Genomic DNA, 25,474 nt, shown 5'->3' with positions numbered 1-25,474 from the left:
GGAGCGATCAGTTGTCCTCGCCGAGAATCGTGTAGATCTCGCGGCGAGCGTTGTTGACGATGTCGAGGATGCGCTTCTGCTGCTCCTCGTTGGCGGCATGCGCGGATTGCGCTACGGCGCCGAACAACTGGCCGACGGCGGCGCGCAGGTTGAGATGAGCCGGGTCGATGCCGTCGGCGATCTCCTCCCACGGCGGGGTGGCGACCTTCTCGGCTGCCTCCTTGCCGGCGTCGGTCAATGCGAAGAGCTTCTTGCTGCCTTCGGATTCGGTGCTGACGATCAGCCCCTCGTCGACCAGTAGCTGCAGGGTCGGGTAGACCGAGCCGGGGCTCGGCTTCCACAGATCCTGGCTGCGCTCGGCGACCTCCTGGATGATCTCGTAGCCGTGCATCGGCCGCTCGGCGAGCAGGACCAGGATGGCGGCCCGGACATCGCCTCGACGACCGCGTCGGCCGTGACCGCCGCGGCGTCCGCCGCGAGGGCCGCCACCGAATCCGCCGCCGAAGCCGGGGCCGAAACCGCCGGGTCCGAATCCGCGGCCGAAGCCCCGTCCGAAACCGGGCCCGAACGGACCGTCCTGACCGGCGTCGTGGCCACGTAGGGCGTCGCGGAAATCGCGACGGGCCTGCTTGCGCTGTTCGTGCAGGGCGCGACGGTCCGGGGGTGCGAAGCCGAAGCCTGCTCCCCGTCCGGCGAACGGGCCGCCTGCTGCGGGCCCGCCGGCATCGAAGAATGGGTTGTTCATGAGTTGATCTCGTTTCTGGAAAGGCAGCGCCGGGTGCGCTACCGATACGACGACGATATATCGGAAACTATCGTTCGGCAAGGGCGGGTTTGGTGCGGCGGCGCCTCGCGCCGGTTTGCGGGCTGGAACCGCGGGGTAGCACCCACTGATGAGCAAGGACGTTGACGTGGACGATCAGCCGGACGTCGAGCACACGGCCCAAGCCAAGGCCGACCGTCGTGACGTGCGCCGCAGACTCTGGCTGAACTGGGCGCTCGCGCTGCTCACCGTGATCGGCGCCGGTGTCGCGATGGCAGTGGCACTGGGCGCGGTGATGAGCACGGCGGCCTGCAGTTACAAGGCGTGCCCGAACCTCGGCCCGCACGGAATCAGCTTCGACACGTTGTATTACGGCGCACCCGCGGTCGCGGTGCTGACGATCGTGTTGTCGATTTTCACCGCGCGGCGGCGATGGGGCTTCGTGGTGCCGGTGACCGCGCTGGCCTTGCTGGTCGCGGACATGGCCATTCTGGCCATCACCGTGGCGCAGTAGCTAGCGCGGCGGCCCGTACGCGACCGGTGGTCGTAGCCGCGCCAGTTCGCGGCGGTGCCGTTCGGCGAGCACGGCCGCCAGCACGAGTTGTGGCGGTGTCCCGGGCGGCGGCGGTGGCGCGACCCGCGAGAGCACCTCACCCGCGATCCGATATGCCATCTGATCACGCAGATGAGGGTCGAGTTGCATTGCCCGCGAGAGGAATTGGCGGGCCACATCGGCTTGCTCGGCACTCAGGCCGGATAGCTGCAGCGATGCCGCCCACCACGCTAGGTGCGGCGGCATGGCCGGTGGCGGTCCGAGTTTCGGCCCGCGCTCGCTGATCACGATCGTGCCGGCGAAGACGTCTCCGATTCGCTTGGCCCGCGGCGAGAGCATGCTGCAGATCACCGCGGGGCTGCCGAACAACATCCAGATCTCGACGACCGAGGCCAGCGCGCGAAACAGCGCCTGACGAAACCGTTCCGGGCCGCCGTCGTCGGAAACCACCCGCAGGCCCATCACCATCTTGCCGATCGTGCGGCCGCGCGACGCGGTCTCGAACACCAGCGGATAGCCGACGAACACCAGCACCGTGAAGATGATCATGATGGCGGCGACGACGGCGTCGTCGAACCGGCCGAGCGTGCCCGCCCACAGCGTCAGCGACATCAGGTAGCCGATGACGATCACGATGATGTCGATCAGGGCGCTAACGGCACGTACCGGCAGCTGGGCGACGCGAACATCGAGCACCACCGCATCCCCGGTCACCACCTCCGACATACTGCGCACGCTACCCAACATTTACGGCGACCCACGGCGGCTAGTCTCGGTGCGATGGACGTCGATGCGTTCGTGTACGCACATCGCGACAGCTGGGACCGGCTCGAGCACCTGATCCGCAACCGCAATCGGCTGGGTGGCGCGGAGATCGACGAGCTCGTCGAGCTCTATCAGCGGGCCTCGACGCACCTGTCGATGCTGCGGTCCGCGTCCTCCGATTCGGCGCTCGTCGGCCGGTTGTCGAGTCTGGTGGCGCGGGCCCGTGCCGCCGTCACGGGCGCACACGCGCCGCTGTCCAGCGAGTTCACCCGGTTCTGGACGGTCTCCTTCCCCGTCGTGGCCTACCGCGCCTGGCGCTGGTGGTTGGGCTCCGCGGTGGTGTTCTTCGCCGTCTCCGCGGCAATCGCGCTGTGGGTCATGGGCAGCCCGGAGGTGCAGTCGACGATCGGAACACCCAGCGAGATCGACGAATTGGTCAACCACGACTTCGCCTCCTATTACAGCGAGCATGCGGCGGCCGCGTTCGGTCTGCACGTCTGGGTGAACAACTCCTGGGTAGCGGCCAAGTGCATCGCGTTCTCGATCGTCCTTGGTGTGCCGATCCCGTTCGTGCTGTTCGCCAACGCCGCCAACCTCGGCGTGGTGGCCGGCCTGATGTTGCAGGCGGGCAAGGCCAATGTGCTGTTCGGATTGTTGTTGCCGCACAGCCTGTTAGAGCTGACGGCGGTGTTCCTGGCGGGGGCGGTCGGCATGCGATTGGGTTGGTCGGTGATCTCGCCGGGCGACCGGCCGCGCGGTCAGGTGCTGGCCGAGCAGGGTCGCGCGGTGATCTCGGCGGCGGTGGGTCTGGTTGTGGTACTTCTCGTTTCGGGTGTGATCGAGGCGTTCGTGACGCCGTCGCCGCTGCCGACGCCGCTGCGGATCGGGATCGGTGTGCTCGCCGAAGCGGGGTTCCTGGCCTACGTCGTGCATTACGGCCGACGCGCGGTGCGGGCCGGCGAGACGGGTGACATCGCCGACGCGCCGGACGTAGTCCCGACCCGGTGAGCTACAGCCGACCCGCTGCTTTCATCGCCAGATAGCGGTCGGCAAGCGCGGGCGCCAACTCGGTCGGCGGCGCGTCGATGACCTCGACACCGCTGTACCGCAGGCGGGTCGCGATCGCGGACCGCTCGCCGCGGCAGCGTTCGGCCGCCGCCGCGTCGTAGACCGCGGCCACATCGGAGCGCCCGGCCGCCAACTGGTCGACCCGCGGGTCACCGACCGCGGCGACGATCACCTGATGCTTGGTTGACAGCAGGGGCAGCACCGGCAGCAAGCCCTCGTCGAGGGCGCTCGCGTTGAGGTCGGTCATCAGCACCACCAGTGCGCGGCGCCGAGTTCGTTTGATGATCGCGGAAACCATTGCAGTGGAGTCGGATTCGATGAGCGCCGGCTTCAGCGGAGCCATCGCCTCGACGACGCGTGCCAGCAACTCGGTCCGCGAGGCGCCGAAGACGCCTGCCCTGCTGATCCGGTCGTGTGCGAGGAAGTCGACGGTGTCACCGGCCCGCGAAGCCAGCGCGGCCAACAGCAGCGCGGCATCCATCGACCAGTCCAGTCGCGGCCAGCCGCTGGGGTCGCCGGCGGTCGGGTCAACGCCTACGCGGCCAGCCGAGGTGCGTCCGGTGTCGAGCACGATCACGACGCGGCGATCGCGTTCCGGGCGCCAGGTGCGGACCACGACGTCGGCGCGACGGGCGGTCGCCCGCCAGTCGATGGAGCGGACGTCGTCGCCGACCACATACTCACGCAGCGAATCGAATTCAGTGCCCTGGCCGCGCGTCAGCGTCGGCAGCAGGCCGTCGATCTCCCGCAGTCTGGCCAGCCGCGACGGCAGGTGTTTACGCGACAGGAACGGCGGCAGCACCCGCACCTCGCTCGGCACCGGGCGCGAGCGTTGCCGGCCCGCCAACCCGAGGGGGCCGATCGAGCGTGCGGTGACCGCCGCCGACCGTTGGTCGCCGCGCCGGATCGGCCGCAGCAGGGTATCCAGCCGAACACCTTGTCCCGCAGCGATATCGACGGCGTGACTGACCGGCTCGGTCTGAGTGCTCGGCGGCCAGGCGTCGCGCACCCGGCCCCGGAGACGCCGCCGACCGGCGTTGTGGATCAGCAGCGCGATGGTCACCGTCTCGCCGAGTCGCACCGAGCCGCTCGGTAGCCGGGTGTATTGCAGCTGAAAAATATTGGCCGCCAATGCGATATCGGCTGCGACCGCGACCGCGAGCAGGCCGAGCAGCGCCGCGAAAGTCGCCTGCGGCCAGGGTGATGCCACGATCGGCACCACACTCAGCAGCGCGATCAGCCCGGTGCGCCCGGTCAGCACCACTAGCGCGGCACCGGGACCGAGGCCAGGATGCCGTCGAGCACGCCGTCGGTGTTGGCGCCCTCGAGTTCGGCCTCGGGCCGCAACATGACCCGGTGCCGCAACGTCGGCCGGGCCATCGCCTTCACGTCATCGGGGGTCACGTAGTTGCGCCCGGACAGCCACGCCCACGATCGGGCGGTGGTCAGCAAAGCGGTTGCGCCACGCGGAGATACGCCGAGCTGCAGCGCGGGCGAGTGCCGGGTCGAGCCGACGATGTCGACGATGTAGCCGAGCACCTCGTCGGCGACCAGCACCCGGCGCACCGCGTCCCGTCCGGCGGCCAGGTCTGCCGCACCGGCCACCGGCCGGATCGCCGACAGGTCGCGAGGGTCGAAGCCGCGGGCATGCCGGCCGAGGATGGCGATTTCGGCGTCCCGCGGCGGCAGTGGCACCTCGAGCTTCAGCAGGAACCGGTCGAGTTGCGCCTCCGGCAGCTGATAGGTGCCCTCGTATTCGATCGGATTCTGCGTTGCCGCAACGATGAACGGGTCGGGCAGCGCCCTGGGCTCGCCGTCCACGCTGACCTGACGCTCCTCCATCGCCTCCAGCAGCGCGGCCTGCGTTTTCGGCGGCGTCCGGTTGATCTCGTCGGCCAGCAGCAGGTTGGTGAACACCGGTCCGCTGCGGAAGGTGAACTCGGCGGTCCGGTTGTCGTAGACCAGCGATCCGGTGATGTCGCCGGGCATCAGGTCGGGGGTGAACTGGACGCGCTTGAAATCCAGCTGCAGGGCCGCGGCCAGGGATCGCACCAGCAGCGTCTTCGCCACGCCCGGAACACCTTCGAGCAGCACGTGGCCCCGGCACAGCAGCGCGATCACCAGGCCGGTGATCACCGCTTCCTGCCCGACCACGGCCTTGCCGATCTCGCCGCGCAACGCGAGCAGCGCGTTGCGCGCCGACTGATCCGGGGGTGGTTGAGTCATGACTGTGCAACCTGCCTTTCGATGTCATCGAGTGCATGGGTGAGCTGTACCAGGTCCGCGTCGGTGGCTGGCGGCGGCCCGAACAGGATGTGCCCCACCAGTTCTGGATCCGATCGAGTTCGCGCCGCGATGGCCTGCACGAGCGCCGGAGGTTGGGCTTCGGCAGCAAGGCCGAGCCGCGGCAGCACGCGCTGCAGTGTCGCGGTGCGCAAGGCCTGCGCCGCGCGGTCGCGGGCCCGGCGTGACCGGTACAGCCGGCCGCGGCCCTCGACGGTCTCCGATGCGCGCACCACCACCGGCAGTTCCTCCGCGACCAGCGGCCCGATCCGCCGGCCCTTCCACAACGCGACGAGCGCGACGGCCAGCCACAGCTGGACGACCATCCAGGACACGTTCGCCGGGATCAGGTCGAAGATCTTTCCCTTGGCCGCCGACCCGCCCTCGGCGTGCTGCGGGGCGAACCACACCAGCCGCGAATGCTGGCCGGCCAGGTTCATCGCCAGCGCGGCGTTGCCGGCGCGCAACAACCGGCCGTTCGTCATGAACTCGAGGCTGCCGACCACCGTCACGCTGCGGTCGTCGTCGCGGTAGCGCACCACCGCGCCGCCGTAGCAGCTGGTCACCGACCGGTCACCGACGGCCTCGAAGGTGTTCGCGGCGCCCAGGTCCGCTGACCCGGCCCGATTCGCTTCCCGCAGAGCGCAATCCGGTTGGTCCTTGGCCGCCGCGCCGCCGGCCGACCGGATGCCAGGTGACAGTGCGGCGCGTGCCCGCGACGTGGGCTCGACGAGCAGCAGGTCGCCGGGGGTGCCGGCGAGTCGTTTCAGCAGTGGCTCGGCGGTGATGCGCTGCGTCTGGCCGAACAGCAACAGCGACCCCGGGCGCGCCGCGGCGACCGCCTCGTCGACGGTGTTCGCGACGACGACAGTGACGCCTTGGTCCCGTAAGAGCGAAACCAGCGCATGTGCGCCGTCGGGTCCGGTCGCTTCGGGGTCCAACCGCCCGCCCGGCCGCGGGGCGGTCAGGTACGTGCCGATCGCGGCAACGGTCGAGACGGCGACCAGCGCGGCCAGCAGCCACCACCACGGCCGTCGACGCACCCGCGCGGGTGCCAGCGTCGCCGTCACCGCACCGGGGTCCACGCGTCGACTGTTCGTGGTTCGGCTGTGCCGAAGTCTCCGGCGGCAGAGCGGAGCCGGAGATGATCATCGAGGTCGACGATCATCTGGTAGGCGGCCTGGGTGCCGGGCCGCTCGCCGTAGGTGACGTCGTTGAAAGTGGTTGCCGAACGGGATAATTCGGCGGTCAGCGCGGGTAGGCGTTCGGCGGCATGGCTGGCCAGCTCGCTGGCGGTGCGGCCAGGCGCCGGGTCCAGGGTGCCGTTCTCCTCCAGGGCGCGGGCCACCGCGCGCAGCCGATGGCGAATCGCCGCGGTCCAGTTCTCCTCGGCCGCAAAGCGTTCCGCGATCGCGCGATGTTCGGCCGCGGTCAGCTGGCCGGCATCGAACAGCAGGTAGTCACCACCGGCACGGGTGCGGATCGTTCGGCGCCAGATGCGGACGGCAACCACCACTGCGGCCACCAGCAGCGCGACCAGCACGACGATGGTCAACCATCCGCCCGGCAGTGACGAGCCCTTCTCGACGAGCCGGTACAGCAGTTCGTGGATCCACTCCTGAACGCGGTCCGAGACCGAGCTCCTGGGATAGATCGGCTTGTCCAGTTCGCGCTGGGCGGCGTCGTGCGCGGCGTCGCGGTCGATGTCGATGGCGGGCATCCTCTATACGGGCCGGGTCAGCCAGAGGTCGTCGGTGCCCGCGGGGCCGCGGGCCGCGCCGGTCTGCAGTACGAGATCGAAGGCCTCACTGCGGATTCGGCGATCGGTGTAGAGCAGCACCACGACGCCGGCGTCGAACGGGGTGGTCACGATACGGCCGATCGCCGCGCCCACGGCACCGACCGTCGCGGCGACCAGCAGCGGCCCGGATCCGCCGGCCAGTTGGCCGAGAAAGTTGAACGGCACCGCGATGGCGCCCGCGATCAACGACACCACCAGCCAGGTCAGCATCCGGATGCCGAGAATCCGCCAGAAGTTGTTGCGCACCAACGCGAACGAGCGCGTCACCGCCGCTATGACCGGAAGGCGCTCGAGCACCACCAGGACCGGCGCGAAGGTCAATGCCACGTAGAGATAGATCAGCCCCGCGCCCGCGGTCAGCACCAGCGGGAAGCCGAGCATGACCGCGGCGGCCACGTTGCCCGCCGCGGCGGTGGCCCCGATTATCACGCCGACTCCACCGGCGAGCAGGACCAGCCCGCCCAGTTCCAGCGCGACCAGCCCGAGCAGGGTGGGCAGCCGCCCGCGGATCCGGGCCCACGCCTCGCCGGCCCCGATGCTGCCGCCGAACACCGCACGTCCGACTACGACCGTCAGCATGCCGGTCAGCAGGATGCCGCCGAGCCAACCGACCACACCGCTGAGGCCCGCCGACAGCGACCAGGCGCCGATGTCGCCGCCGGTGAGTTCGTCGGCCGGTTCGGTGCGCAGCTTGCTTGCCGCCGCCAACGGGCCGAGCGCCGCGGCCAACGAAATGAGCTGCGTGATCACGACGACGACCGCGGTCACGCCCAGCGTCGCCCTCGGATTGGCGCGGATGTAGACGGCCGCGCCGTTGAAGATGTCGCTGAGACTCAGCGGTCGCAGCGGGATGATGCCGGGCGCCCATACTGCGCGCGGTGGCTGGGCGTAGGTGGGTTGCGGAGTGTACGGCGGCTGCCAGCCAGAAATCGGCTGGTAGGACGGCGGCGGGTAAGCGGGCGGCGGTGGGTAGGGCTGGGCCGGATACGCAGCAGCGGGATAGCCCTGAGGTGAATACGCGGCAGGCGGATAACCCATCGGCGGATAGGACGGGTAGGGGGGAGGCCCGTAACCGCTCGGCGGGTAACCGCTGTAACGGTAGTCCGGGTAGCCCGGCGGCGGCGCGCTCACCAGGCAGTGCCGCGGACGAGGGTCATGGCTCCATATTGTCGAGCAGTCGGCTATTTCTCAACGTGCCGTGCGCCGGCGCGTAGCGTCTCCGCCATGGCCGAACTCAAGTCCCGACTGCGGACCGACCTCACCGACGCGATGAAGGCGAAGGACAAGCTGCGCACCGCGACGCTGCGAATGCTGCTGGCCGCGATCCAGACCGAAGAGGTCTCGGGCAAGGAGGCCCGCGAGCTCTCCGACGACGAGGTGCTCAAAGTGCTGGCCAAGGAGTCACGCAAGCGTGGCGAGGCGGCGGAGATCTACACCCAGAACGGCCGCGGTGAGCTCGCGGCCAACGAGCACGCCGAGGCGCGGGTCATCGACGAGTACCTGCCGACTCAGCTGACCGACGCCGAGGTGGCCGATGTCGCCGACACCGCGATCGCCCAGGTGGCCGAGGAGATCGGCGAGCGGCCGGGGATGAAGCAGATGGGACAGGTGATGAAGGCGGCCACCGCGCTCGCCGCCGGCAAGGCCGACGGTGCCCGGCTGTCCAAGGCGGTCAAAGACCGGCTGTGACGCCGTTTGCCTGAGTGAGGCTCGGGTACCCGAACTAAATGACTCGGTTCGGCTATACCCTCATGACAGAGCAGAACGGCCCCAAAGACCTTGTCCGAAATGCGATTTCGGCTGAACATCGAGGCTTCGACTTCGAAGTCGCCAGCGACCACTTCTCGCCCTGGCTGACATCGCAGGGACACGCGCCCAATGCGTGGGCCGTGTTAGGCGCGGTGGCGCAGGCCACCGAGCGAGTCGGCCTTGCCACCTACGTGACCTGCCCGACCATGCGCTATCACCCGGCGGTCGTCGCGCAGCAGGCGGCGACGGTGCAGATCCTCGCCGACGGGCGCTTCACCCTAGGCCTCGGTAGTGGCGAGAACCTCAACGAACACGTCGTCGGGAAGGGTTGGCCCGCGGTCGCGCAGCGGCAGGACATGCTGCGTGAGGCGGTCGACATCATCCGCAGCCTCTTCAGCGGCGAGCTGGTGGATTGGCGCGGGGACTACTACCAGGTGGACTCCGCCCGCCTGTGGGACCTGCCCGACGCTCAAGTCGAGATCGGCATCGCCATGGGCGGCACGAAAGCGATCGACAAGTTCGGCGTGCTGGCCGATCACCTGATTGCGACCGAGCCCAGCGGCGACCTCGTGCACGAGTGGCATACCGCTCGGCAGGCCAAGAATCTGGCCGGCGGCGGCCGGATCATCGGCCAGATTCCGATCTGCTGGGACCCAGATCGCAACGCGGCGATCGAGCGCGCGCACGATCAGTTTCGCTGGTTCGGCGGCGGTTGGAAAGTCAACGCGGACTTGCCCACCCCCGCGGGATTCGCCGGCGCGGCGCAGTTCGTCCGGCCAGAGGACGTCGCCGAGAGCATTCCCTGCGGCCCCGATCTGGACGCCATCGTCGACGCAGTGCGACCGTATTGGGAAGCCGGCTTCACCGACATCGCGCTGATTCAGATCGGCGGCGACACCCAACAGCAATTCCTGAAAGAGGCCGCCGAACCGTTGCTCGCAGCGCTCAGGTCGGCGGCATAGGGAGGCGGAGATGTCGAACACATTGCAGGGCAGGACGATAGCGATCCTGGCCGCCGATGGCGTCGAGAAGGTCGAACTGGAAACACCCCGCGCGCAGCTGGTGGAACTCGGCGCGGAGGTGCTGGTGGTGTCACTGAAAACCGGTGATATCCAAGCCCGTAACCACGATCTCGATCCGGCTGGAACGATCCGCGTCGACCGGGTCGTGTCGGATGCATCCGTGGACGACTACGACGCACTCGTATTGCCCGGCGGCACCGTCAACCCGGACAAGTTGCGACTCGACGACGCGGCGGTGGCATTCGTGCGCGACTTCGTCAACTCAGGCAAGCCGGTCGCAGCCATCTGTCACGGGCCGTGGACGCTGGTGGAGGCGGGGGTCGTCGAAGGACGCAGGCTCACCTCCTACCCGAGCATCCGCACCGATCTGCGTAACGCCGGTGCCACGGTGGTCGACGAGCAAGTCGTGGCGGACGGCAACGTGATCACCAGTCGATCACCCGACGACCTGCCGGCGTTCTGCACGACGCTCGTTGATCACATACAGGGTTCACCTGCGCGGACCTGAGTCCCGGGTTTCGAGAATGTTAATTGCGGGCATCAGTCTCGTCAGGCCGTAAGCAGCACGGCGACCAGAATTTTCGAAAGGCCGACGTGACCACTGCTTATGACACTGCCTCGGGTACCTTCGACACCGATGGCGTCTACCTTCCCCAGCACGACTCGTATCTGCTGATCGACAGCCTCAAGCGCACCCAATTAGCCCGTGGCCGCCGGGTTTTGGACCTCTGCACCGGTAGCGGCGTCGTCGCCATCGCCGCGGCGGAACTGGGTGCGGCGCGCGTGACGGCATTCGACATCTGCCCGAAAGCGGTTCGGTGTTCGCAGGGTAACGCCGTACACGCCGGAGTCGACGTCGACGTGTGCGAGGGATCATGGTCTGGCGCACTGGATTACGCGCCGTTCGACCTCATCGTCTCGAACCCGCCCTATGTACCGACCCCGCCCGCCGGCGATACCAATGTCATCCCGATCACGGCGGGTCCGGCACGGGCCTGGGACGCCGGTGTCGACGGCCGGATGGTGCTGGACCCACTCTGCGAGTCGGCTGCCGGGCTGCTGGACGCCGGGGGATCGCTGCTGATGGTGCATTCGGCGCTGTCGGGCGTGGACAAATCCCTGGACTCGCTGCGCGCAACCGGTCTCGACGCCGAAGTCGTTGCCTCGCAGACGATTCCTTTCGGTCCCGTGCTGTCGGCGCGGGTCGGTTGGCTGGAAGTCACCGGCCAGATCGAGCGAGGTTGCCGGACCGAGGAGTTGGTCGTGATCAGGGCGGACAAGCCGTGAGCGACGCCCCACGCGTGCGGGTGGTGCGCAACGGTCCGGTGCTGATTCCCGGTCCGGTGAGCATCGAGACCCCGAACGGCGAGGTCGTCGATTCGGACCGTTTTATGGTGGCCATTTGCACCTGTCGGCGAAGCAAAATCTATCCGATGTGCGACACCAGCCACCGACGTTGCCGGCCTGCGGCGCAGCAGGATTCAGTCCAGGGGTCGGCGTAGCGAGGTTTCGTCCGCTTTCCACGCCGCCATGATCACGTCGGCGAGCCGGTCTTCGACTGCGGCGTTCGCGCGGATGCCGAACACCACGTCTCGGTCCAGGTGCGGTTCGCGCGCCACCAGTTCGCCGACCACGTCACGTCTGACCACCTGCTCGTGTACCGCGTCCGCCTCGACGTGTTCGCTGTAGAACGTGACACACTGCGGCGGGGCGTCGAGTCGGCGCAGCGCACTGACCATCCGGCGCGATCCCGGCGACGAGGTGATCTCGGTCGCGGCGAAGTGACCGACCGCGGCGCCGCGGTGCTGCCGGTGTAATCCGAAGAGCGACATGAGGTTTACCACCGCGAGCGCCTCGGCCGGAACGTAGTCGAGGTAGGCCAGGTAGGTCGCGTCGAGTTCCGCCGCGGTCAGCAGGTCGGCGAAGAGCTGCTGGTGCACCCTCGCCCCGTGTCCCGCGCCGTACTCGTCGTACTCGACCGCCACGAAGGATGCTTTGGCCTGCCCGCCGAGGCGTGGAATCGCGAAGGCGTGCGGGTCACCCTCTTTGAGATGATAGAGCGAACGATGCACGAAGTACTCACGCATCTGCTGCCAGGTTCCGTTGTCCCGCAACCAATATGACGGCCCCGAGCCGTCGGCAGCCTCGATCGACAGCTCGTCCATCTCGGCTTCCGCGGTCCGGCCGGAATCGATGGGCCCGACATCGCGCCAGACCGCTGCGAGGAATGTGCGTTCCAATTGGGCTCGTAGATGGAGCAATCCGGGGTTCCACTCCCAGGTGGGGTCGACGCCGGCGAAACCCCGGTAGTGCAACTCGTAGCACATGTACAGGGCGAGTTGAAGATCCAGACCGAACGGTTCCGAGTCGCGTACCGACGCGGCGATGCGCGTCAGATGATCGCGGGGCGCCGGCTCGGTGAGGGTGCGTCGAACCGCCGCTGACAACGGCCCGTGTGCTGGCGGCAGCAGGGGTTCGACGATCGCTTCGGTCACGGGTGTGTGTACCCGCGACCGAGTCGCCGTCAAACGGTCCAGTCGCAGCCGGTCAGCTCGACGGACAGGTCCCAGAGACGACGCGCCATCGCGGTGTCACGCGCCTTGCCGCGCGGGGTGGCGACCTTCGGCCGGCCCCATTGGCTGAAGCGGGGCGCGAGGTACGTGCCGCTCGGCAGGTCGGTGGTGACCGCCTGAATGGTGGACCGGGCTCCGGTGGCGGCGCTGTGGGCGGGGAAGCCGCGAAAGGTGTGATCGCGGATCCACGGGACGATGCCGCTGGCGTCGCGGGTGATGTCGGTGTTCGTCGCGCCCGGATCCGTCATGTAGGTGCGCACGCCGCGACGGGTCAGCTCGTGGTTGAACAGCATGACCGCCAGCTTCGACTCGCCGTACGCCGACCAGGTGGAGTATTCGCGGTGGTTCCAGTTGAGGTCGTCGATGTGCAGGCGGCTCACTGCGTAAGACGAGCTGACCACTGAGATGACCCGGTCGGAGATCCGGTTGCCGAGCAGACAGGTCAAGGCGAAGTGGCCGAGGTAGTTGGTGCCCATGTGCGCCTCGAACCCGTCGGCGGTCCGGGTCAGCGGCAGGCCCAGCACCCCGGCGTTGTTGATCAGCACGTCGACGCCGTCGACCGAGTCGGCGAACTTCCGCACGCTGGCGAGGTCGGCCAGGTCCAGCTGGCCGACGGTCACGTCGCCGTCCATTGCGGCGGCGGCCCGTTCGGCTTTCGGGATGGTCCGGCAGGCGATGACAACGTTGTGCCCGGCGGCGGCGAGGCTGGCGGCGGTGGCGGCGCCGACACCACTGTTGCCGCCGGTGACGATGACTCTCACCCGGCGATCATGCAGTGTTTTCGGCAGTCGCGCAGTCGATTTGGGCGATGTATCTGATCTTGAAGGCGGTCGGTGTGCGACTGTTGCACACGGCGATACACTGCCTGAATCTCGACGATGCGCAGAGAGGGGCGTCATGAAGATCGTGGTGATAGGCGGCACGGGAAATCTCGGGGCGAAGGTCGTTCAGAGGCTGACGGATCATGGCCATGACGCGGTCGCGGCGTCGCCGCGGACCGGAGTCAACGCGCTCACCGGCGAGGGTCTGGCCGACGCCTTGGCCGGTGCCGGCGCGGTCGTCGACGTGACCAATGCGCCCAGCTTCGAAGACGATCCGGCGATGGAGTTCTTCACCACCTCGACGACGAATCTCCTTGCCGCGGCGCGCGACACCGGCGTCGAACATTACGTCGCGGTGTCGATCGTTGGATGCGATCAACTGCCCGAGAGTGGCTACATGCGGGCCAAGGTCGCCCAGGAGGCGCTCATCGAGTCGGCCGGCGTGCCTTACACGATCGTGCGCGCGACCCAGTTCGTGGAGTTCACTGACACCATCACCGCGTCGCTGATCGTCGGCGACGAGGTGCGCGTCCCGGACGCGCTGATTCAGCCGATCACCACCGCGGATCTTGCCGACACCGTCGCGCGGGTGGCCGAGGCGGCGCCGACCGACGGCATCGAGAACGTCGGTGGACCGGAGAAGATCACCTTCGAGCAGATGGCGCGCGACGTGCTCGCCAGGCAGGGCGATAGCAAAACGGTCGTCGTCGACCCGCAGGCCAGCTACTTCGGGGCGCCGCTGGCGACCGGCGCCCTCGTCGTGCCCTAGCCGCTCTTGGTGAGTTGCGCGCGGACGGTCGGTCCCGTGCAGGTGTGCGTCCAGACCAGGTGAGCGTCCACGGTATGGGTGCACGTCTCGCCGTCGAGTGACTGCGAAGTTCCCGCCCAGCCGTTGTCCTGCTGGTGCAGCTCGAATTCCCCACCCGTCGAGGCCACGTGCGCGCATCCCGCGCCGCAGCGGTTGAACTGCAGCGTCTCCGTGGCGTCAGTCGGCGTCGTCAGCCCAGACGAATCATCGATCACCGTGGCGGTGTACCGCCCGAGAGGCGGCTCCGCCGCCGCGTGAAATGCCAATCCGACGGCGACCGCGACAAACGCGGCCCCGGCGGCCAATCCCCGTGCTGCCCCCATGACCTGCTCCCCACCCAGAAAAATATGAACTGGCGATGACGATAGTGGCACCGTTATGCCGGTGATACCGGGGTTTCCCTCGTTTCGTCAGCTGAGAAAATGAGGGGGTCCGGAGCCCGTCGGCGGCCAGCAAACCACGGCCCGGCGGCAGCAAACCCGAGGCCGTCGTCGGCCGCCTGGATCGGCCTGTCGCCGAGGGTATTCGACGCCGCCGAGCGGGTGGCTGAGCAACGGGGCACGAGTACAGAAAAGGCCCCGATCCTCCGAATGGAATCAGGGCCTCGTCTGTGCTGATACGAGTCGGGGTGGCGGGATTCGAACCCACGACCTCTTCGTCCCGAACGAAGCACGCTACCAAGCTGCGCCACACCCCGTTTGAAGCTTCGACAGCGTATCGCACCGACCCGGCAGCCTCCTAAAGCGGACCGCGCCGTCGCCGGTGGTGAGCGATCTGCGCCACACACCGGCGTGGAATAAGTCGGAAGTGGGGATAGCTAAATAAACTGATCGCGCTCGCTGTGCAATGGAAGCAGGTAAATCATGACGGTCCTTGGCGCCGTGGTGTTCGGCGGAATCCTTGCCCTCGGGGTGCTGTGGTTGTTCGTTACCGCACCCGCCAGCGACGCCGACCAGCCGTGGGTCGAGTCCCCGCTGGCCGAGCACGACCTACTCGTCCCGGTGGCAGGGGACCGGCTAGCCCACTGAGTACGTGGGCTGCGACCGACCGAGGTCGTGCTGCGAATCCCGCCCACCGGTGGGAGCCGCGATCAGCGTCAGCAAGGTGGCTTCCGGCCGGCAGCAGAATCGCACCGGCGCGTAGGGCGAGGTCCCGATCCCGGCCGAGACGTGCAGCCGCATGTCGGCACCCCAGCGCGACGGCCCCTTGGCGCGCGACCGGTCCAGTCCCGAGTTGGTGACCAGCGCGCCGTAGAAGGGCAGGCATAGCTGGCCGCCGTGGGTGTGGCCCGCCATCACCAGCTGGTAGCCGTCGTTCGCGAAGCGATCCAGCACCCGAGGCTCGGGCGAATGTGTAAGTCCCAACCGCAGATTCGCGATCGGACTGGTCGGGCCCGCAATAGCGTCGTACCGGTCCCGGGCGATGTGGGGATCGTCGACGCCCGCCGCCGCAATGTGCAGTCCCGCCACCTCGAACTCGCGGCGGTTGTGCGTCAGATCGAGCCAGCCGCGCTCGGTGAATGCGGCTCGCAGATCTTGCCAGGGCAGCGGCTGGCCGTGCACCCGGTGGCCGGGGTCGGTCAGGTAATTCAAGGGGTTCTTCGGGCGAGGGCCGAAGTAGTCGTTGCTGCCGAACACGAACACGCCCGGAACAGACAACAGGTCGCCCAGGCTCTGCACGACCGCGGGCACCGCCCGCGGATGGGCCAGGTTGTCGCCGGTGTTCACCACCAGGTCCGGCTCCAAGCCGGCGAGCTCACGCAGCCAGGCCTGCTTGCGGCGCTGGCCGGGCCGCATGTGCAGGTCGCTGATATGCAGCACCCGCAGCGGCGTCGAGCCCGGGTCGAGTACCGGGATGGTCAGCTCGCGCAGCACGAAAGCATTGCGCTCGATGAGCGAGGCGTAGCCGATGCCGGCAACAGCCGATCCGAGCGCGAGCGCGCCGGAGGTTTTTAGAGCGGTGACGACCGAGGGCATGCAGGCCAGCGTACTGCCGGTTACGCGGTGGGGGCGGTCACACACCCGCCGAGCCGCTACGGAGGTGGCGGCGCGAGGATCGGAATCGTGATCGGCGGCAACCCAGGAATCTCGATCACCTGCGAGCCCACCGGCGCCGGCGGCGCGCCCTCCGGAGGCGGGGGCGGAGCCGGCGGAATGCCGTTGCTGGTTTGAATCGTGATGACCGCGCCCGGGATCGTCTGCCCGTTCGGCGTCGTCCCGACCACCTCGCCGTACTTCGCGCTGCTATTGACCGACGCCGGTTGCTCGGTGACCTGGAAGCCGGCTTCCTTGAGTCGCTGCTTGGCCAGATCGACATCCAGACCCGCGACACTCGGCACCCGCGAGCCCGGGCCGCCCTCGACGTACTCCCGGTCAGGCGGCGGCATCTTCACGTCGCCGAACAGGGTGGCGATCGGCTTCATTGCGGTGAACCAGGTGCGGGCGGGTTCGTTACCGCCGTAAAGATTCCCGTCACCGCAGCGCCTCAGCGGCGACGAGCACAGATCGGACGGCGACGTCGAGTCGTCGTAGATGTAGTTGGCCGCCGCGTACTGGTTGGTGAAGCCGACGAATGCGGACGACCGGTGCGCTTCGGTGGTTCCGGTCTTGCCCGACACCGGCAGGTTCCAACCGGCGGCCCCGGCTGAACCGGCGGCCGTCCCACCGCCGAGGGCGTCCTTGCTCATCGCATTGGCCAACGTGTTCGCCAGTCCCTCGGGCACCACTTGTTCGCACGCCTCGGTGGTGACGGCCACCTGGTTGCCGTTGCGGTCGATCAGCTTGTCGATCGGGCTGGGCGGGCACCAGGTGCCGCCGGATGCCAGCGTCGCCGCGACGTTGGACAGCTCCAGCGCATTGAGTTGGAACGGACCCAGGGTGAAGGAGCCGATGTTCTGGCGTTTGATGAAATCGGCCAGGCTTTCGTTGTTGTCCGGGTCGTAGGCGCGCGCACTGCCGGCCTCGGCGTAGGACCGCATGCCGAGCTTCACGGCCATGTCGACGGTCCGCTGCACGCCGATGAGCTGAATCAGCCGGGCGAAGGCGGTGTTGGGTGAGGTGGCCAGCGCGTCGGTGACGCTCATTGACCCGCGGTAGTTGCCGGCGTTGACCACGCACCAGTTTTCCTTGGGGCAGCCTTTGGCTCCGCCGTACCCCATCCCCTTGGTCTGGAACCGGCCCGGCACCTCGAGTTGGGTGTTGATGCCCATGCCCATCTGCATGGCCGCGGCGGTGGTGAAGATCTTGAATACGGACCCGGCCCCGTCGCCGACGAGCGAGAACGGTTCTGCGCTCATCGTTTCGCCGGCTTCACTGTTCAGGCCGTAGGTGCGGTTACCGGCCATCGCCACGACCTTGTGCGAGGTCTTCCCGGGCCGGATCACGCTCATCACGCTGGCGATGCCGTTGATTGTCGGGCTGGCGTAGGTATCGATCGCCTGCTTGACCGGCTCCTGAACGTCGGGGTCGAGGTTGGTGCGGATCAGGTAGCCGCCGCGCGCGAGCTGTTCCTTGTTGATGCCGGCTCGAGACAGGTAGGCCTGCACATAGTCGCAGAAGAAGGCGCGGTCGCCGGCGGCGATGCAGCCGCGCGGCAGCTCCTTGGGCTGCGGCAGGATGCCCAGCGGCTCCGCTTTGGCCGCGCGAATGGCGTCCGCCTCGTTCGGGACGTTCTGAATCATGGTGTCCAGCACCAGGTTTCGACGGGCCAGTGCGCCGTCCGGGTTCGTGTAGGGGTTGAGTGCGCTGGTCGACTGGACCATGCCGGCCAGCAACGCCGCCTGCTGCCAGTTCAGGTCCGCGGCGTTGATGCCGAAGTAGGTCTGCGCGGCGTCCTGCACGCCGAAGGCGTTGTTGCCGAACGACACCAGATTCAGGTAGCGGGTCAGAATCTCCGGCTTGGTGAAGGTCTTGTCCAGCGTGAGCGCCATCCGGATCTCGCGCAGCTTGCGCGCCGGCGTCGTCTCGATGGCCGCCCGCTTCTCGGCGTCGGTCTGCGCGATCACCAGCAGTTGGTAGTTCTTCACGTACTGCTGCTCGAGGGTCGAACCGCCGCGAGTGTCGGCGTCGCCCGAGGCGTAGCCGGCCAGTCCGGTGAGGGTGCCTTTCCAGTCCACGCCGTTGTGCTCGGCGAAACGCTTGTCCTCGATCGAGACGATCGCCAGCTTCATCGTGTTCGCGATCTTGTCGCTGGGCACCTCGAACCGGCGCTGAGAGTAGAGCCACGCGATGGTGTTGCCCTTCGCGTCTACCATCGTGGTCACCGCGGGCACGTCGCCCTCGAGGAGTTGCGCCGAGGCATTGCCGACGACCTCGGAGGCCCGGTTGGAGACCAGCCCGATTCCGCCGGCCACCGGGAACATCAGGGCGGCGAGAAGAACACTGGCGAGCAGGCAACAACCGGCGAGCTTGGCGATGGTGACCGCAGTCGCGGGTCGCTCCAACATGGCTACTACACTAACCGCGCCCCGAGAGAGCGCTTCGCGCGTGGTGTGTGAGAAATTTTTCCACCGGCCGTTATGACTCAGGCTTCTCTCAGTGGCAGCTCAGGACGTCGTTAGGCGTCCGATTCACCCGCTCCCGGCGCCGTTTCATGATCGGACTGCACGGTCGTCCCAAAAAAGCGTCTCCAGAATGTTGCGTAATTGGGACCTGACCACGTAGCTTATCCACACAATGAGATACAGGTAACACCGAGCACGACAGTGTGGCATAGGTCGCATCGGAGTTACCGGTGGCAAGAGCGAAGGGGAATCGCTGGTGTCAGCTATACGGACCGCGCCGCGGAAAGCAACGACCGCAGCACCGACTACTGCCGTTCTGTATGGGGCGGAGGCGGAGTCGAGAATCACTTGGGTTTCCAAGGCGTTGTGCCGGGCCGCTGATCCAGACGAGCTGTTTGTGCGGGGGGCCGCGCAACGCAAAGCTGCAGTCATCTGCCGGCACTGCCCGGTGATGCTGGAGTGCGGTGCCGACGCGTTGGACAACCGGGTGGAGTTCGGTGTCTGGGGTGGGATGACCGAGCGTCAGCGGCGTGCGCTGCTCAAGCAGCACCCCGAGGTGGTGTCCTGGGCGGAGTTCTTCAACACCCAGCGCAAGCACCGCAGCGTCGGCTAAGCCGACGTCAGCTGATCGGCGATAGCGCGTAACGCGTCCAAATCGGAAACGTCGAACGGTAGCGACGGAACCCCGACGATAGCGACGTCGGGGTTGGCACCGGTGAACCGTGACAGCAACCGGATCTCGCGCTTGGACGTCGCGGCCCGGTCGGCGTGGACCTGCAGGATCGCCTTGGTCAACACATGAGCCCCGTCGGTTTCGAGGCTCTCCGCGCCATCGATCGCCCGCTCCACCGGTAACGAGCACAGCATCGGGTGCGTCCGATTCAGGATGAGTCCGGCGAGCGGCATCTTCTCCTCGGACAACCGGTCGACGAAGAAGGACGCCTCGCGCAGCGCGTCCGGCGCCGCTGCCGAGACCACGACGAATTGTGTACCGCGCCGCTTCAGCAGCGAGTAGGTGCGGTCGGCCTTCTCGCGGAAGCCGCCGAACGTCGCGTCCAGCGACTGCACGAAGCTCGCCGCGTCGCCGAGCATTTGCGAACCGAGGACCGTCGACAGCGCCTTCATCGCCAGCCCGACCGCGCCGGTGACCAGTCGGCCGATGCCGCGCCCGGGGCCGAGTAGCAGCTTCCACAGCCGGCTGTCCATGAAGCTGCCGAGCCGCTTCGGCGCGTCCAGGAAGTCCAGCGCGTTGCGCGACGGCGGAGTGTCCACGACCACTAGGTCCCAGCGGTCCTCGGCCAGCAACTGGCCGAGCTTTTCCATCGCCATGTACTCCTGCGTACCGGCCAGCGACGTCGCGACGGTTTGGTAGAACTGGTTGTCCAAAATCGCTTGCGCGCGATCGGGGCCGGAGTACTGCACCACCATCTCGTCGAAGGTGCGGCGCATGTCGAGCATCATCGCGTAGAGCTCACCTGGCACCTCGGCGTCGAGCGGCACCCGTTGCGGAGTGTTGCCGAGATCGCTGATTCCCAGCGCCTGCGCCAGCCGCTTTGCCGGGTCGATCGTCAAGACAACGACGGTGCGTCCATACTCCGCGGCGCGCAGTGCCATCGAGGCGGCGGTGGTGGTCTTTCCGACGCCGCCGGCGCCGCAGCACACCACAACGCGGTTGGCGGTGTCGGACAGGATGCCGGCGATGTCCAGTGTCGGCGGTGTGGTGCTCATCGAACTCCCTGCTGCGCAAGCGATTCGGACAGCTCGTAGAGGCTGCCGAGGTCGACACCGTCGGCGATGGTCGGCAGTTCCAGCCGCGGCACCTTGAGCTCGTCGAGTTGCTCGGCGGTGGACGCCCGCGCGGTGATCCGGGTGGCGTGCTGGATGGTCTCGGTCAGCAGGCCGGCAAAGTCCTCGTCGCTGAGCTTGATACCGGCGGCGGCCAGGCCGGTGCGCACGGCTTCGGCGTCGACGTCGCCGTCGGCGGCCTTGGCGAGGTCACCGTTGCGCAGGTACGCCGGGATGTTGCGGTTGACGATCACCGAGCCGATCGGCAGGCCCAGTTCCTCCAACTCGTCGATGGCTTCCTTGGTCTCCTGCATCGGCAGCGCCTCGAGCAGCGTCACCAGATGGATGGCCGTCTGGTCGGAGTGCAGGATCTTCACGACGCCCTCGGCTTGGGAGTACACCGGGCCGCCCTTGGCGAGGTCCGAGACCGCGCGGGTGACGTCGAGGAAGCGGGCGATGCGGCCGGTCGGTGGGGCGTCGACGACGATCGCGTCGTAGACGGGTGCCTTGGCCTTGTCGACGCGGATCACGGCTTCCTTGATCTTGCCGGTGAGCAGCACGTCGCGTAGGCCCGGCGCTATGGTCGTCGCGAATTCGATCGCGCCGATCCGTCGCATCGCCTTACCGGCGATGCCGAGGTTGTAGAACATGTCCAGGTATTCCAGGAACGCGGCCTCGATGTCGATCGCCAGCGCGTTCACCTGACCGCCGCGCTCCGCGCTGGCGATCTTGAGCTCCTTGTAGGGCAGCGGCGGCACGTCGAAGAGTTGCGCAATGCCCTGTCGCCCTTCGACTTCGACGAGCAACACCTTGCGGCCACCGGCCGCCAGCGTCAGGGCCAGCGCCGCGGCGACGGTCGATTTGCCGGTCCCGCCCTTGCCGGTCACGAAGTGCAGACGGGCCTTCGACAATCGCGATGGCCAGCCGACGGTGCTCCCGCCGCTCGATGAGGTCGCCACCCTTGCATGCTAACCAGGTCGCCCGGCTCCTCCTCCCTTTGCTCCGCAAACCGCATCGTCGCCGGGGGCCAGCCACCGGAATCGCGCTGCCGATAAGCTCGGGATATGAGCCAACCCACAACCTGGGAGTACGCAACCGTCCCCCTGTTGACCCATGCCACCAAGCAGATCCTCGATCAGTGGGGAGCCGACGGATGGGAGCTGGTGTCTGTGCTCCCCGGCCCCACCGGCGAGCAGCACGTCGCGTATTTGAAGCGCCCGAAGTGACCGCCTCTGCCAAGCTCACCGAGCTCGGCATCGATTTGCCGGTCGTCGTCCAGCCGCTGGGCTCTTACGTGCCGGCGGTGCGCAGCGGCAACCTCGTCTACACCTCTGGACAGCTGCCGATGCGCGACGGGGTGTTGCTGCACGCTGGCAAGGTCGGCGTCGAGGTCTCGCCCGAGCGCGGCAAGCAATTGGCCCGGATCTGCGCGCTCAACGCACTGGCGGCCATCGACTCGCTGGTCGGCATCGACTCGGTGACCAAGGTGGTCAAGGTGGTCGGATTCGTCGCCTCCGCAGCGGGATTCAACGGTCAGCCCGGCGTCGTCAACGGCGCATCGGATCTACTCGCCGAGGTGTTCGGCGACGCCGGTGTGCACGCCCGGTCGGCGGTCGGCGTCGCGGAGTTGCCGTTGGACGCGCCGGTCGAGGTCGAGCTGGTGGTCGAGGTCGGCTAGCGGCCATGGCGGACGTCCTGCAGCATCCGGCCTACGGGCAGCTCCGCCCGGTGACCGAGACGGCGTCGGTGCTGTTGGCCAACAACCCGGGCAAGATGACGCTCGAGGGCACCAACACCTGGGTGCTGCGCGGCCCGGGCAGCGACGAGGTCGTGGTCGTCGACCCCGGACCCGACCACGACGAGCACATCGCGGCCGTCGCGGAAGTCGGGCGCATCGCGCTGGTGTTGATCAGCCATCGGCACGGCGACCACACCGACGCCATCGACAAGCTGGTCGATCGGACCGGTGCGCCCGTGCGGTCGGCGGGCAGCGGCTTCCTGCGCGGGCTGACCGCCGAGTTGACCGAGGGCGAGGTGATCGACGTTGCGGGACTGCGGATCACGGTCTGGGCGACGCCGGGGCACACCGCCGACTCGCTGTCCTTCGTGCTCGACGACGCGGTGCTGACCGCGGACACCGTGCTCGGCCGCGGGACCACGGTCATCGACAACGAGGACGGCAGCCTCGCCGACTACCTGGATTCACTGCAGCGGTTGCGCGGCCTTGGCGGGCGAACTGTGTTACCCGGCCACGGTCCCGATCTGCCGGCGATCGACGCGGTCGCCGAGGAGTACCTCGCGCATCGCGAGCAACGGCTCGACCAGATCCGATCGGCGCTACGCGAACTCGGCGACGATGCCACCACGCGTCAGGTCGTCGAGCACGTCTATGTCGACGTCGACAAGGAGCTGTGGGACGTCGCCGAATGGTCGGTGCAGGCGCAGCTGAACTACCTGCGGCGCTAGTTCGGGGCGCGAGACAGAAGCCAGGGTCGCGATCGACACCTTGGGCTCAGGGGGTCGTTGCAACACTTTGCGGTGAGGAGTGTTGATGGCCGGGCAGCCTCAGGTGTTGTCGGTGCAGCGTCGGTTTTGGGTGTTGATTGCTGATGGGTGGTCGTCGGAAGATGCCGGCGCTGCGGTCGGCGTGTCGGCGACGTGTGGCAGGAAGTGGTTCCGCAGATTTGGTGGTGTGAATCCACGAATGCACGAGCCGCAGGGCCGAATTCGGCCGCGGCTGTCACCAAGTGAGCGTGAGCAGATCATGATCGGTACCTCGCAGAGCGAGTCGATCCGCTCGATCGCTGGTCGGTTGGGGCGGGCGCCGTCGACGATCATGCGTGAGATCGCTATCAACGGTGCTGCGCGCAATCGCACAGGCCGCTATCGGGCCCTGCATCGGTTCGGCGCTTACCGTGGTGGCTGGGATGCTCAGTCGGGTTATTCGGCGCGGATCGCTCAGCGCCGCAGCGAAGAGCGGGCGCGTCGCCCCAAGGCTGGCAAGCTGGCCCGCTGCCCGGGGTTGCACGACAAGGTGCAAACGTTGTTGCTCAAGAAGTACAGCCCCGAACAGATCGCCGGCGAGCTAGCCACGATGTATCCCAACCGTCCGGAGATGCAGGTGTCCCACGAGACCATTTACAGGTCGCTGTACGTGCAAGGACGCGGTGAGCTGCGTCGCGAGCTGACCCAATGCCTACGCACCGGGCGTGGGCTGCGCAAACCCCGTAACAGAGTCCGCGCCGCTGACGGTCGTGGCCGTATTCCGGGCATGGTCAACATCTCTGAGCGCCCCGCTGAGGCCGCCGACCGGGCCGTGCCTGGGCATTGGGAGGGTGATCTGATCATCGGTAAAAACCAGGCCTCCCAGATCGGCACCCTTGTCGAACGCTCCACGGGCTATGTGCGCCTGCTACATCTGCCCGCCAGCCGCAGCGCTGAAATGGTCGCTGACGCCATGATCGCCGCGATCACCGAACTGCCGCCCACCCTGCGTCGCACCGTGACCTGGGACCAAGGTCACGAGATGGCCCAGCACGCCAGGATCAGCCTCGCCGCGGACATTGAGATCTATTTCTGCGACCCGCATTCACCCTGGCAGCGAGGCAGTAACGAAAACACCAATGGCCTGTTGCGGCAATACTTTCCAAAGGGAACCGACCTGTCGATCCACTCGGCTGAACACCTCAGCTTCGTCGCCGACGAACTCAACGGTCGCCCACGGAAACGATTCGGCTGGGACAACCCCACCAACCGCCTCAACGCACTACTGTCAGCCCCGACAGAAACCACTGTTGCAACCAAACCTTGAAACCGCCCACGAAACCACAGCCGTGGCTTCTGTTTCGCGACAGAGTTACCTCGCTCGGCGGGCCAGCCGCTCGGAGTCAGAAATCAGCACGCTCTTGCCCTCGAGCCGGATCCAGCCGCGGTGTGCGAAGTCGGCCAGCGCCTTGTTCACGGTCTCGCGGGAGGCCCCGACCAGCTGGGCGATCTCTTCCTGGGTCAGGTCGTGGGTCACTCGCATCGCGCCACCCTCTTGGGTGCCGAACCGCTGCGCTAGCTGCAGCAACTGCTTGGCGACGCGACCGGGCACGTCGGTGAAGATCAGGTCGGCGAGGTTGTTGTTGGTGCGCCGCAGCCGGCGGGCCAGCACGCGCAGCAACTGCTCGGCGATCTCGGGGCGGTCGGCGATCCAGGCCCGCAGCGCGTCGCGGTCCATCGACACCGCGCGTACCTCGGTGATCGTCGTTGCGCTCGACGTCCGCGGCCCGGGGTCGAAGATCGACAGCTCACCGAACATGTCGGACGGGCCCATGATGGTCAGCAGATTCTCCCGGCCGTCCGGTGATCGGCGACCGATCTTGACCTTGCCGGTGATGATGATGTACAGCCGATCGCCCGGCTCGCCCTCCGCGAAAACTGTGTGCCCGCGCGGGAAATCGACGGGTTGCAGCTGCTTGGTCAGCGCGGCGACGGCGCTCGGTTCCACCCCCTGGAAGATTCCGGCCCTCGCCAGGATCTCGTCCACGTTGCCCCTTTAGGTATTCAAATGGTTCCGATAGGCACGGTTGTGCGTGACGAGTCTAAAAGACGTGCCGTTGACTCGACGTGCCAACGCTACACACGATTGGCATGCCGACGAGGTGCAAATTGCCGATTCGCTCGCGAATGCTGGTGGCGTTGTCCGGATCTACGGGGCGGATTGGCGGCCGAGACAATGGCGGCCACGAGCAACTGGTCCGTCGGCGGATCGTCGTGACCGGGTAGGTGGGACGCCCCGTCGGTGCCGTTGCCGATCCGGCGGTGCATGCCATCCAACGCCTCGGGCATTCCCTCCCGGGCCAAAGTGCGCACATCAATAGGCTCGGCCTGCTTGAGAAATTCGGCGACATCAGTTGCCGAAACTGAGTCTTTTTCCAAGCCCGCTTCAAGCCTTTGCAGCCCGAACGTTGCCAGCATTAGCAACCCCGGGGTGAATG

30 protein-coding genes and 1 tRNA gene are annotated in these 25,474 nt (G+C 67.5%); 14 read left to right on the top strand and 17 right to left on the bottom strand.

The window, feature by feature from the left end; translation table 11 throughout:
• Positions 1-7: 7 nt before the first annotated feature.
• Positions 8-745 carry a PadR family transcriptional regulator gene (locus tag PT015_RS16245; RefSeq protein ID WP_285185783.1) on the bottom strand — a complete coding sequence of 246 codons (738 nt, stop codon included), beginning with the start codon at positions 743-745 and terminating at the stop codon, positions 8-10.
• A 148-nt stretch (positions 746-893) separates the two neighbouring features.
• Here PT015_RS16245 and PT015_RS16240 point away from each other — a divergent pair, with 148 nt between their 5' ends.
• The gene (locus PT015_RS16240) at positions 894-1,277 is read left to right on the top strand and encodes a hypothetical protein (RefSeq protein ID WP_285185781.1); all 384 of its coding nucleotides are present in this window, start codon (positions 894-896) and stop codon (positions 1,275-1,277) included.
• Here the strand turns inward: PT015_RS16240 and PT015_RS16235 are convergent, their stop codons facing one another.
• On the bottom strand, positions 1,278-2,042 hold the full coding sequence (locus PT015_RS16235) for an RDD family protein (protein ID WP_390887833.1): 765 nt from the start codon (positions 2,040-2,042) through the stop codon (positions 1,278-1,280).
• Between the two features lie 54 nt (positions 2,043-2,096).
• Between PT015_RS16235 and PT015_RS16230 the strand changes: the two genes are divergently transcribed.
• Positions 2,097-3,089 carry a stage II sporulation protein M gene (locus tag PT015_RS16230; RefSeq protein ID WP_285185779.1) on the top strand — a complete coding sequence of 331 codons (993 nt, stop codon included), beginning with the start codon at positions 2,097-2,099 and terminating at the stop codon, positions 3,087-3,089.
• 1 nt (position 3,090) lies between these two features.
• On the opposite strand, the gene PT015_RS16225 is transcribed toward PT015_RS16230, so the two are convergent.
• The 5 genes from PT015_RS16225 to PT015_RS16205 are packed head-to-tail and all read right to left on the bottom strand — an operon-like array spanning position 3,091 to position 8,367.
• Positions 3,091-4,413, bottom strand: a complete 1,323-nt coding sequence (locus tag PT015_RS16225) for a DUF58 domain-containing protein (RefSeq protein ID WP_285185778.1) — start codon at positions 4,411-4,413, stop codon at positions 3,091-3,093.
• Entirely contained in the window at positions 4,413-5,375 is a 963-nt protein-coding gene (locus PT015_RS16220) for an AAA family ATPase (RefSeq protein ID WP_285185777.1), read from the bottom strand. The genes PT015_RS16225 and PT015_RS16220 overlap by 1 nt, the downstream gene beginning before the upstream one ends.
• Complete coding sequence (locus tag PT015_RS16215; RefSeq protein ID WP_285185776.1) at positions 5,372-6,517, bottom strand: DUF4350 domain-containing protein; 1,146 nt, start codon at positions 6,515-6,517, stop codon at positions 5,372-5,374. Before PT015_RS16215 ends, PT015_RS16220 begins: the two co-directional genes overlap by 4 nt.
• Positions 6,499-7,152, bottom strand: coding sequence for a DUF4129 domain-containing protein (locus PT015_RS16210; RefSeq protein ID WP_285185775.1), 654 nt, complete (start codon positions 7,150-7,152; stop codon positions 6,499-6,501). The genes PT015_RS16215 and PT015_RS16210 overlap by 19 nt, the downstream gene beginning before the upstream one ends.
• 3 nt (positions 7,153-7,155) lie before the next feature.
• Positions 7,156-8,367, bottom strand: coding sequence for a hypothetical protein (locus PT015_RS16205; RefSeq protein WP_390888029.1), 1,212 nt, complete (start codon positions 8,365-8,367; stop codon positions 7,156-7,158).
• A 90-nt stretch (positions 8,368-8,457) separates the two neighbouring features.
• On the opposite strand from PT015_RS16205, the gene PT015_RS16200 reads away from it, so the two are divergent.
• The 5 genes from PT015_RS16200 (at position 8,458) to PT015_RS16180 (ending at position 11,506) form a co-directional block, all read left to right on the top strand.
• A complete protein-coding gene (locus PT015_RS16200) occupies positions 8,458-8,922 on the top strand; it encodes a GatB/YqeY domain-containing protein (RefSeq protein WP_285185773.1) in 465 nt (154 codons plus the stop codon).
• A gap of 38 nt (positions 8,923-8,960) precedes the next feature.
• Positions 8,961-9,944 carry an LLM class F420-dependent oxidoreductase gene (locus PT015_RS16195; protein WP_285185771.1) on the top strand — a complete coding sequence of 328 codons (984 nt, stop codon included), beginning with the start codon at positions 8,961-8,963 and terminating at the stop codon, positions 9,942-9,944.
• Positions 9,945-9,954: 10 nt separating this feature from the next.
• Entirely contained in the window at positions 9,955-10,512 is a 558-nt protein-coding gene (locus PT015_RS16190; RefSeq protein ID WP_285185769.1) for a type 1 glutamine amidotransferase domain-containing protein, read from the top strand.
• A gap of 86 nt (positions 10,513-10,598) precedes the next feature.
• Positions 10,599-11,291 (top strand): HemK2/MTQ2 family protein methyltransferase, encoded by a 693-nt coding sequence (locus PT015_RS16185; RefSeq protein ID WP_285185768.1) that lies wholly within the window; start codon positions 10,599-10,601, stop codon positions 11,289-11,291.
• Positions 11,288-11,506 carry a CDGSH iron-sulfur domain-containing protein gene (locus PT015_RS16180; RefSeq protein WP_285185766.1) on the top strand — a complete coding sequence of 73 codons (219 nt, stop codon included), beginning with the start codon at positions 11,288-11,290 and terminating at the stop codon, positions 11,504-11,506. Before PT015_RS16185 ends, PT015_RS16180 begins: the two co-directional genes overlap by 4 nt.
• On the opposite strand, the gene PT015_RS16175 is transcribed toward PT015_RS16180, so the two are convergent.
• Both PT015_RS16175 and PT015_RS16170 read right to left on the bottom strand, forming a co-directional pair.
• Positions 11,486-12,487, bottom strand: coding sequence for an iron-containing redox enzyme family protein (locus PT015_RS16175; protein ID WP_390888028.1), 1,002 nt, complete (start codon positions 12,485-12,487; stop codon positions 11,486-11,488). The two genes, PT015_RS16180 and PT015_RS16175, sit on opposite strands and share 21 nt — an antisense overlap.
• 41 nt (positions 12,488-12,528) lie before the next feature.
• Positions 12,529-13,338, bottom strand: a complete 810-nt coding sequence (locus PT015_RS16170) for an SDR family NAD(P)-dependent oxidoreductase (protein ID WP_285185763.1) — start codon at positions 13,336-13,338, stop codon at positions 12,529-12,531.
• A 136-nt stretch (positions 13,339-13,474) separates the two neighbouring features.
• Here PT015_RS16170 and PT015_RS16165 point away from each other — a divergent pair, with 136 nt between their 5' ends.
• Positions 13,475-14,167 carry an SDR family oxidoreductase gene (locus PT015_RS16165; RefSeq protein WP_285185761.1) on the top strand — a complete coding sequence of 231 codons (693 nt, stop codon included), beginning with the start codon at positions 13,475-13,477 and terminating at the stop codon, positions 14,165-14,167.
• On the opposite strand, the gene PT015_RS16160 is transcribed toward PT015_RS16165, so the two are convergent.
• Positions 14,164-14,529: a hypothetical protein gene (locus PT015_RS16160; protein ID WP_285185759.1), complete on the bottom strand. Its 366-nt coding sequence runs from the start codon at positions 14,527-14,529 to the stop codon at positions 14,164-14,166. The genes PT015_RS16165 and PT015_RS16160 overlap by 4 nt on opposite strands.
• 300 nt (positions 14,530-14,829) lie before the next feature.
• Positions 14,830-14,903 (bottom strand) — tRNA-Pro (locus tag PT015_RS16155).
• Positions 14,904-15,069: 166 nt separating this feature from the next.
• Here PT015_RS16155 and PT015_RS16150 point away from each other — a divergent pair.
• Complete coding sequence (locus PT015_RS16150) at positions 15,070-15,234, top strand: hypothetical protein (RefSeq protein ID WP_285185758.1); 165 nt, start codon at positions 15,070-15,072, stop codon at positions 15,232-15,234.
• Here PT015_RS16150 and PT015_RS16145 read toward each other — a convergent pair.
• Positions 15,223-16,182 (bottom strand): metallophosphoesterase, encoded by a 960-nt coding sequence (locus PT015_RS16145; protein WP_285185756.1) that lies wholly within the window; start codon positions 16,180-16,182, stop codon positions 15,223-15,225. The genes PT015_RS16150 and PT015_RS16145 overlap by 12 nt on opposite strands.
• A 56-nt stretch (positions 16,183-16,238) precedes the next feature.
• Positions 16,239-18,650: a transglycosylase/D,D-transpeptidase PonA2 gene (gene ponA2, locus PT015_RS16140; RefSeq protein WP_285185754.1), complete on the bottom strand. Its 2,412-nt coding sequence runs from the start codon at positions 18,648-18,650 to the stop codon at positions 16,239-16,241.
• Positions 18,651-18,963: 313 nt separating this feature from the next.
• On the opposite strand from ponA2, the gene PT015_RS16135 reads away from it, so the two are divergent.
• Positions 18,964-19,320 (top strand): WhiB family transcriptional regulator, encoded by a 357-nt coding sequence (locus tag PT015_RS16135; protein ID WP_390887832.1) that lies wholly within the window; start codon positions 18,964-18,966, stop codon positions 19,318-19,320.
• Here the strand turns inward: PT015_RS16135 and PT015_RS16130 are convergent.
• Positions 19,317-20,435 (bottom strand): ArsA family ATPase, encoded by a 1,119-nt coding sequence (locus PT015_RS16130; RefSeq protein WP_285185753.1) that lies wholly within the window; start codon positions 20,433-20,435, stop codon positions 19,317-19,319. The genes PT015_RS16135 and PT015_RS16130 overlap by 4 nt on opposite strands.
• On the bottom strand, positions 20,432-21,451 hold the full coding sequence (locus PT015_RS16125; protein WP_285185752.1) for an ArsA family ATPase: 1,020 nt from the start codon (positions 21,449-21,451) through the stop codon (positions 20,432-20,434). Before PT015_RS16125 ends, PT015_RS16130 begins: the two co-directional genes overlap by 4 nt.
• 105 nt (positions 21,452-21,556) lie before the next feature.
• Here PT015_RS16125 and PT015_RS16120 point away from each other — a divergent pair, with 105 nt between their 5' ends.
• The 4 genes from PT015_RS16120 (at position 21,557) to PT015_RS16105 (ending at position 24,303) form a co-directional block, all read left to right on the top strand.
• Positions 21,557-21,718: a DUF4177 domain-containing protein gene (locus PT015_RS16120; RefSeq protein ID WP_156751501.1), complete on the top strand. Its 162-nt coding sequence runs from the start codon at positions 21,557-21,559 to the stop codon at positions 21,716-21,718.
• Positions 21,715-22,170, top strand: coding sequence for a RidA family protein (locus PT015_RS16115; RefSeq protein ID WP_285185750.1), 456 nt, complete (start codon positions 21,715-21,717; stop codon positions 22,168-22,170). The genes PT015_RS16120 and PT015_RS16115 overlap by 4 nt, the downstream gene beginning before the upstream one ends.
• Positions 22,171-22,175: 5 nt before the next feature.
• The gene (locus PT015_RS16110; RefSeq protein WP_285185749.1) at positions 22,176-22,958 is read left to right on the top strand and encodes an MBL fold metallo-hydrolase; all 783 of its coding nucleotides are present in this window, start codon (positions 22,176-22,178) and stop codon (positions 22,956-22,958) included.
• Between the two features lie 85 nt (positions 22,959-23,043).
• The gene (locus tag PT015_RS16105; protein WP_285185748.1) at positions 23,044-24,303 is read left to right on the top strand and encodes an IS30 family transposase; all 1,260 of its coding nucleotides are present in this window, start codon (positions 23,044-23,046) and stop codon (positions 24,301-24,303) included.
• A gap of 45 nt (positions 24,304-24,348) precedes the next feature.
• Here PT015_RS16105 and crp read toward each other — a convergent pair whose 3' ends face one another.
• Entirely contained in the window at positions 24,349-25,023 is a 675-nt protein-coding gene (crp, locus tag PT015_RS16100) for a cAMP-activated global transcriptional regulator CRP (protein WP_285185747.1), read from the bottom strand.
• An 89-nt stretch (positions 25,024-25,112) separates the two neighbouring features.
• The gene (locus tag PT015_RS16095; protein ID WP_390887831.1) at positions 25,113-25,454 is read right to left on the bottom strand and encodes a hypothetical protein; all 342 of its coding nucleotides are present in this window, start codon (positions 25,452-25,454) and stop codon (positions 25,113-25,115) included.
• Between the last annotated feature and the right edge of the window lie 20 nt (positions 25,455-25,474).

Origin of the sequence: Candidatus Mycobacterium wuenschmannii (assembly GCF_030252325.1) — a bacterium.
In the GTDB taxonomy this organism is placed as follows: Bacteria; Actinomycetota; Actinomycetes; order Mycobacteriales; family Mycobacteriaceae; genus Mycobacterium; species Mycobacterium wuenschmannii.
Note: the sequence above shows the minus strand (reverse complement) of the source record. Positions and strands in the feature narration are given on the sequence as shown.

What these genes read in the sequence shown, in the direction of transcription:
- PT015_RS16245 (WP_285185783.1), bottom strand. Translation starts at nt 745, where the DNA reads ATGAACAACCCATTCTTCGATGCCGGCGGGCCCGCAGCAGGCGGCCCG.
- PT015_RS16240 (WP_285185781.1), top strand. Translation starts at nt 894, where the DNA reads ATGAGCAAGGACGTTGACGTGGACGATCAGCCGGACGTCGAGCACACG.
- PT015_RS16235 (WP_390887833.1), bottom strand. Translation starts at nt 2,042, where the DNA reads ATGTCGGAGGTGGTGACCGGGGATGCGGTGGTGCTCGATGTTCGCGTC.
- PT015_RS16230 (WP_285185779.1), top strand. Translation starts at nt 2,097, where the DNA reads ATGGACGTCGATGCGTTCGTGTACGCACATCGCGACAGCTGGGACCGG.
- PT015_RS16220 (WP_285185777.1), bottom strand. Translation starts at nt 5,375, where the DNA reads ATGACTCAACCACCCCCGGATCAGTCGGCGCGCAACGCGCTGCTCGCG.
- PT015_RS16210 (WP_285185775.1), bottom strand. Translation starts at nt 7,152, where the DNA reads ATGCCCGCCATCGACATCGACCGCGACGCCGCGCACGACGCCGCCCAG.
- PT015_RS16200 (WP_285185773.1), top strand. Translation starts at nt 8,458, where the DNA reads ATGGCCGAACTCAAGTCCCGACTGCGGACCGACCTCACCGACGCGATG.
- PT015_RS16195 (WP_285185771.1), top strand. Translation starts at nt 8,961, where the DNA reads ATGACTCGGTTCGGCTATACCCTCATGACAGAGCAGAACGGCCCCAAA.
- PT015_RS16190 (WP_285185769.1), top strand. Translation starts at nt 9,955, where the DNA reads ATGTCGAACACATTGCAGGGCAGGACGATAGCGATCCTGGCCGCCGAT.
- PT015_RS16165 (WP_285185761.1), top strand. Translation starts at nt 13,475, where the DNA reads ATGAAGATCGTGGTGATAGGCGGCACGGGAAATCTCGGGGCGAAGGTC.
- PT015_RS16160 (WP_285185759.1), bottom strand. Translation starts at nt 14,529, where the DNA reads ATGGGGGCAGCACGGGGATTGGCCGCCGGGGCCGCGTTTGTCGCGGTC.
- PT015_RS16150 (WP_285185758.1), top strand. Translation starts at nt 15,070, where the DNA reads ATGACGGTCCTTGGCGCCGTGGTGTTCGGCGGAATCCTTGCCCTCGGG.
- PT015_RS16145 (WP_285185756.1), bottom strand. Translation starts at nt 16,182, where the DNA reads ATGCCCTCGGTCGTCACCGCTCTAAAAACCTCCGGCGCGCTCGCGCTC.
- ponA2 (WP_285185754.1), bottom strand. Translation starts at nt 18,650, where the DNA reads ATGTTGGAGCGACCCGCGACTGCGGTCACCATCGCCAAGCTCGCCGGT.
- PT015_RS16130 (WP_285185753.1), bottom strand. Translation starts at nt 20,435, where the DNA reads ATGAGCACCACACCGCCGACACTGGACATCGCCGGCATCCTGTCCGAC.
- PT015_RS16120 (WP_156751501.1), top strand. Translation starts at nt 21,557, where the DNA reads ATGAGCCAACCCACAACCTGGGAGTACGCAACCGTCCCCCTGTTGACC.
- PT015_RS16110 (WP_285185749.1), top strand. Translation starts at nt 22,176, where the DNA reads ATGGCGGACGTCCTGCAGCATCCGGCCTACGGGCAGCTCCGCCCGGTG.
- PT015_RS16105 (WP_285185748.1), top strand. Translation starts at nt 23,044, where the DNA reads ATGGCCGGGCAGCCTCAGGTGTTGTCGGTGCAGCGTCGGTTTTGGGTG.
- PT015_RS16095 (WP_390887831.1), bottom strand. Translation starts at nt 25,454, where the DNA reads ATGCTGGCAACGTTCGGGCTGCAAAGGCTTGAAGCGGGCTTGGAAAAA.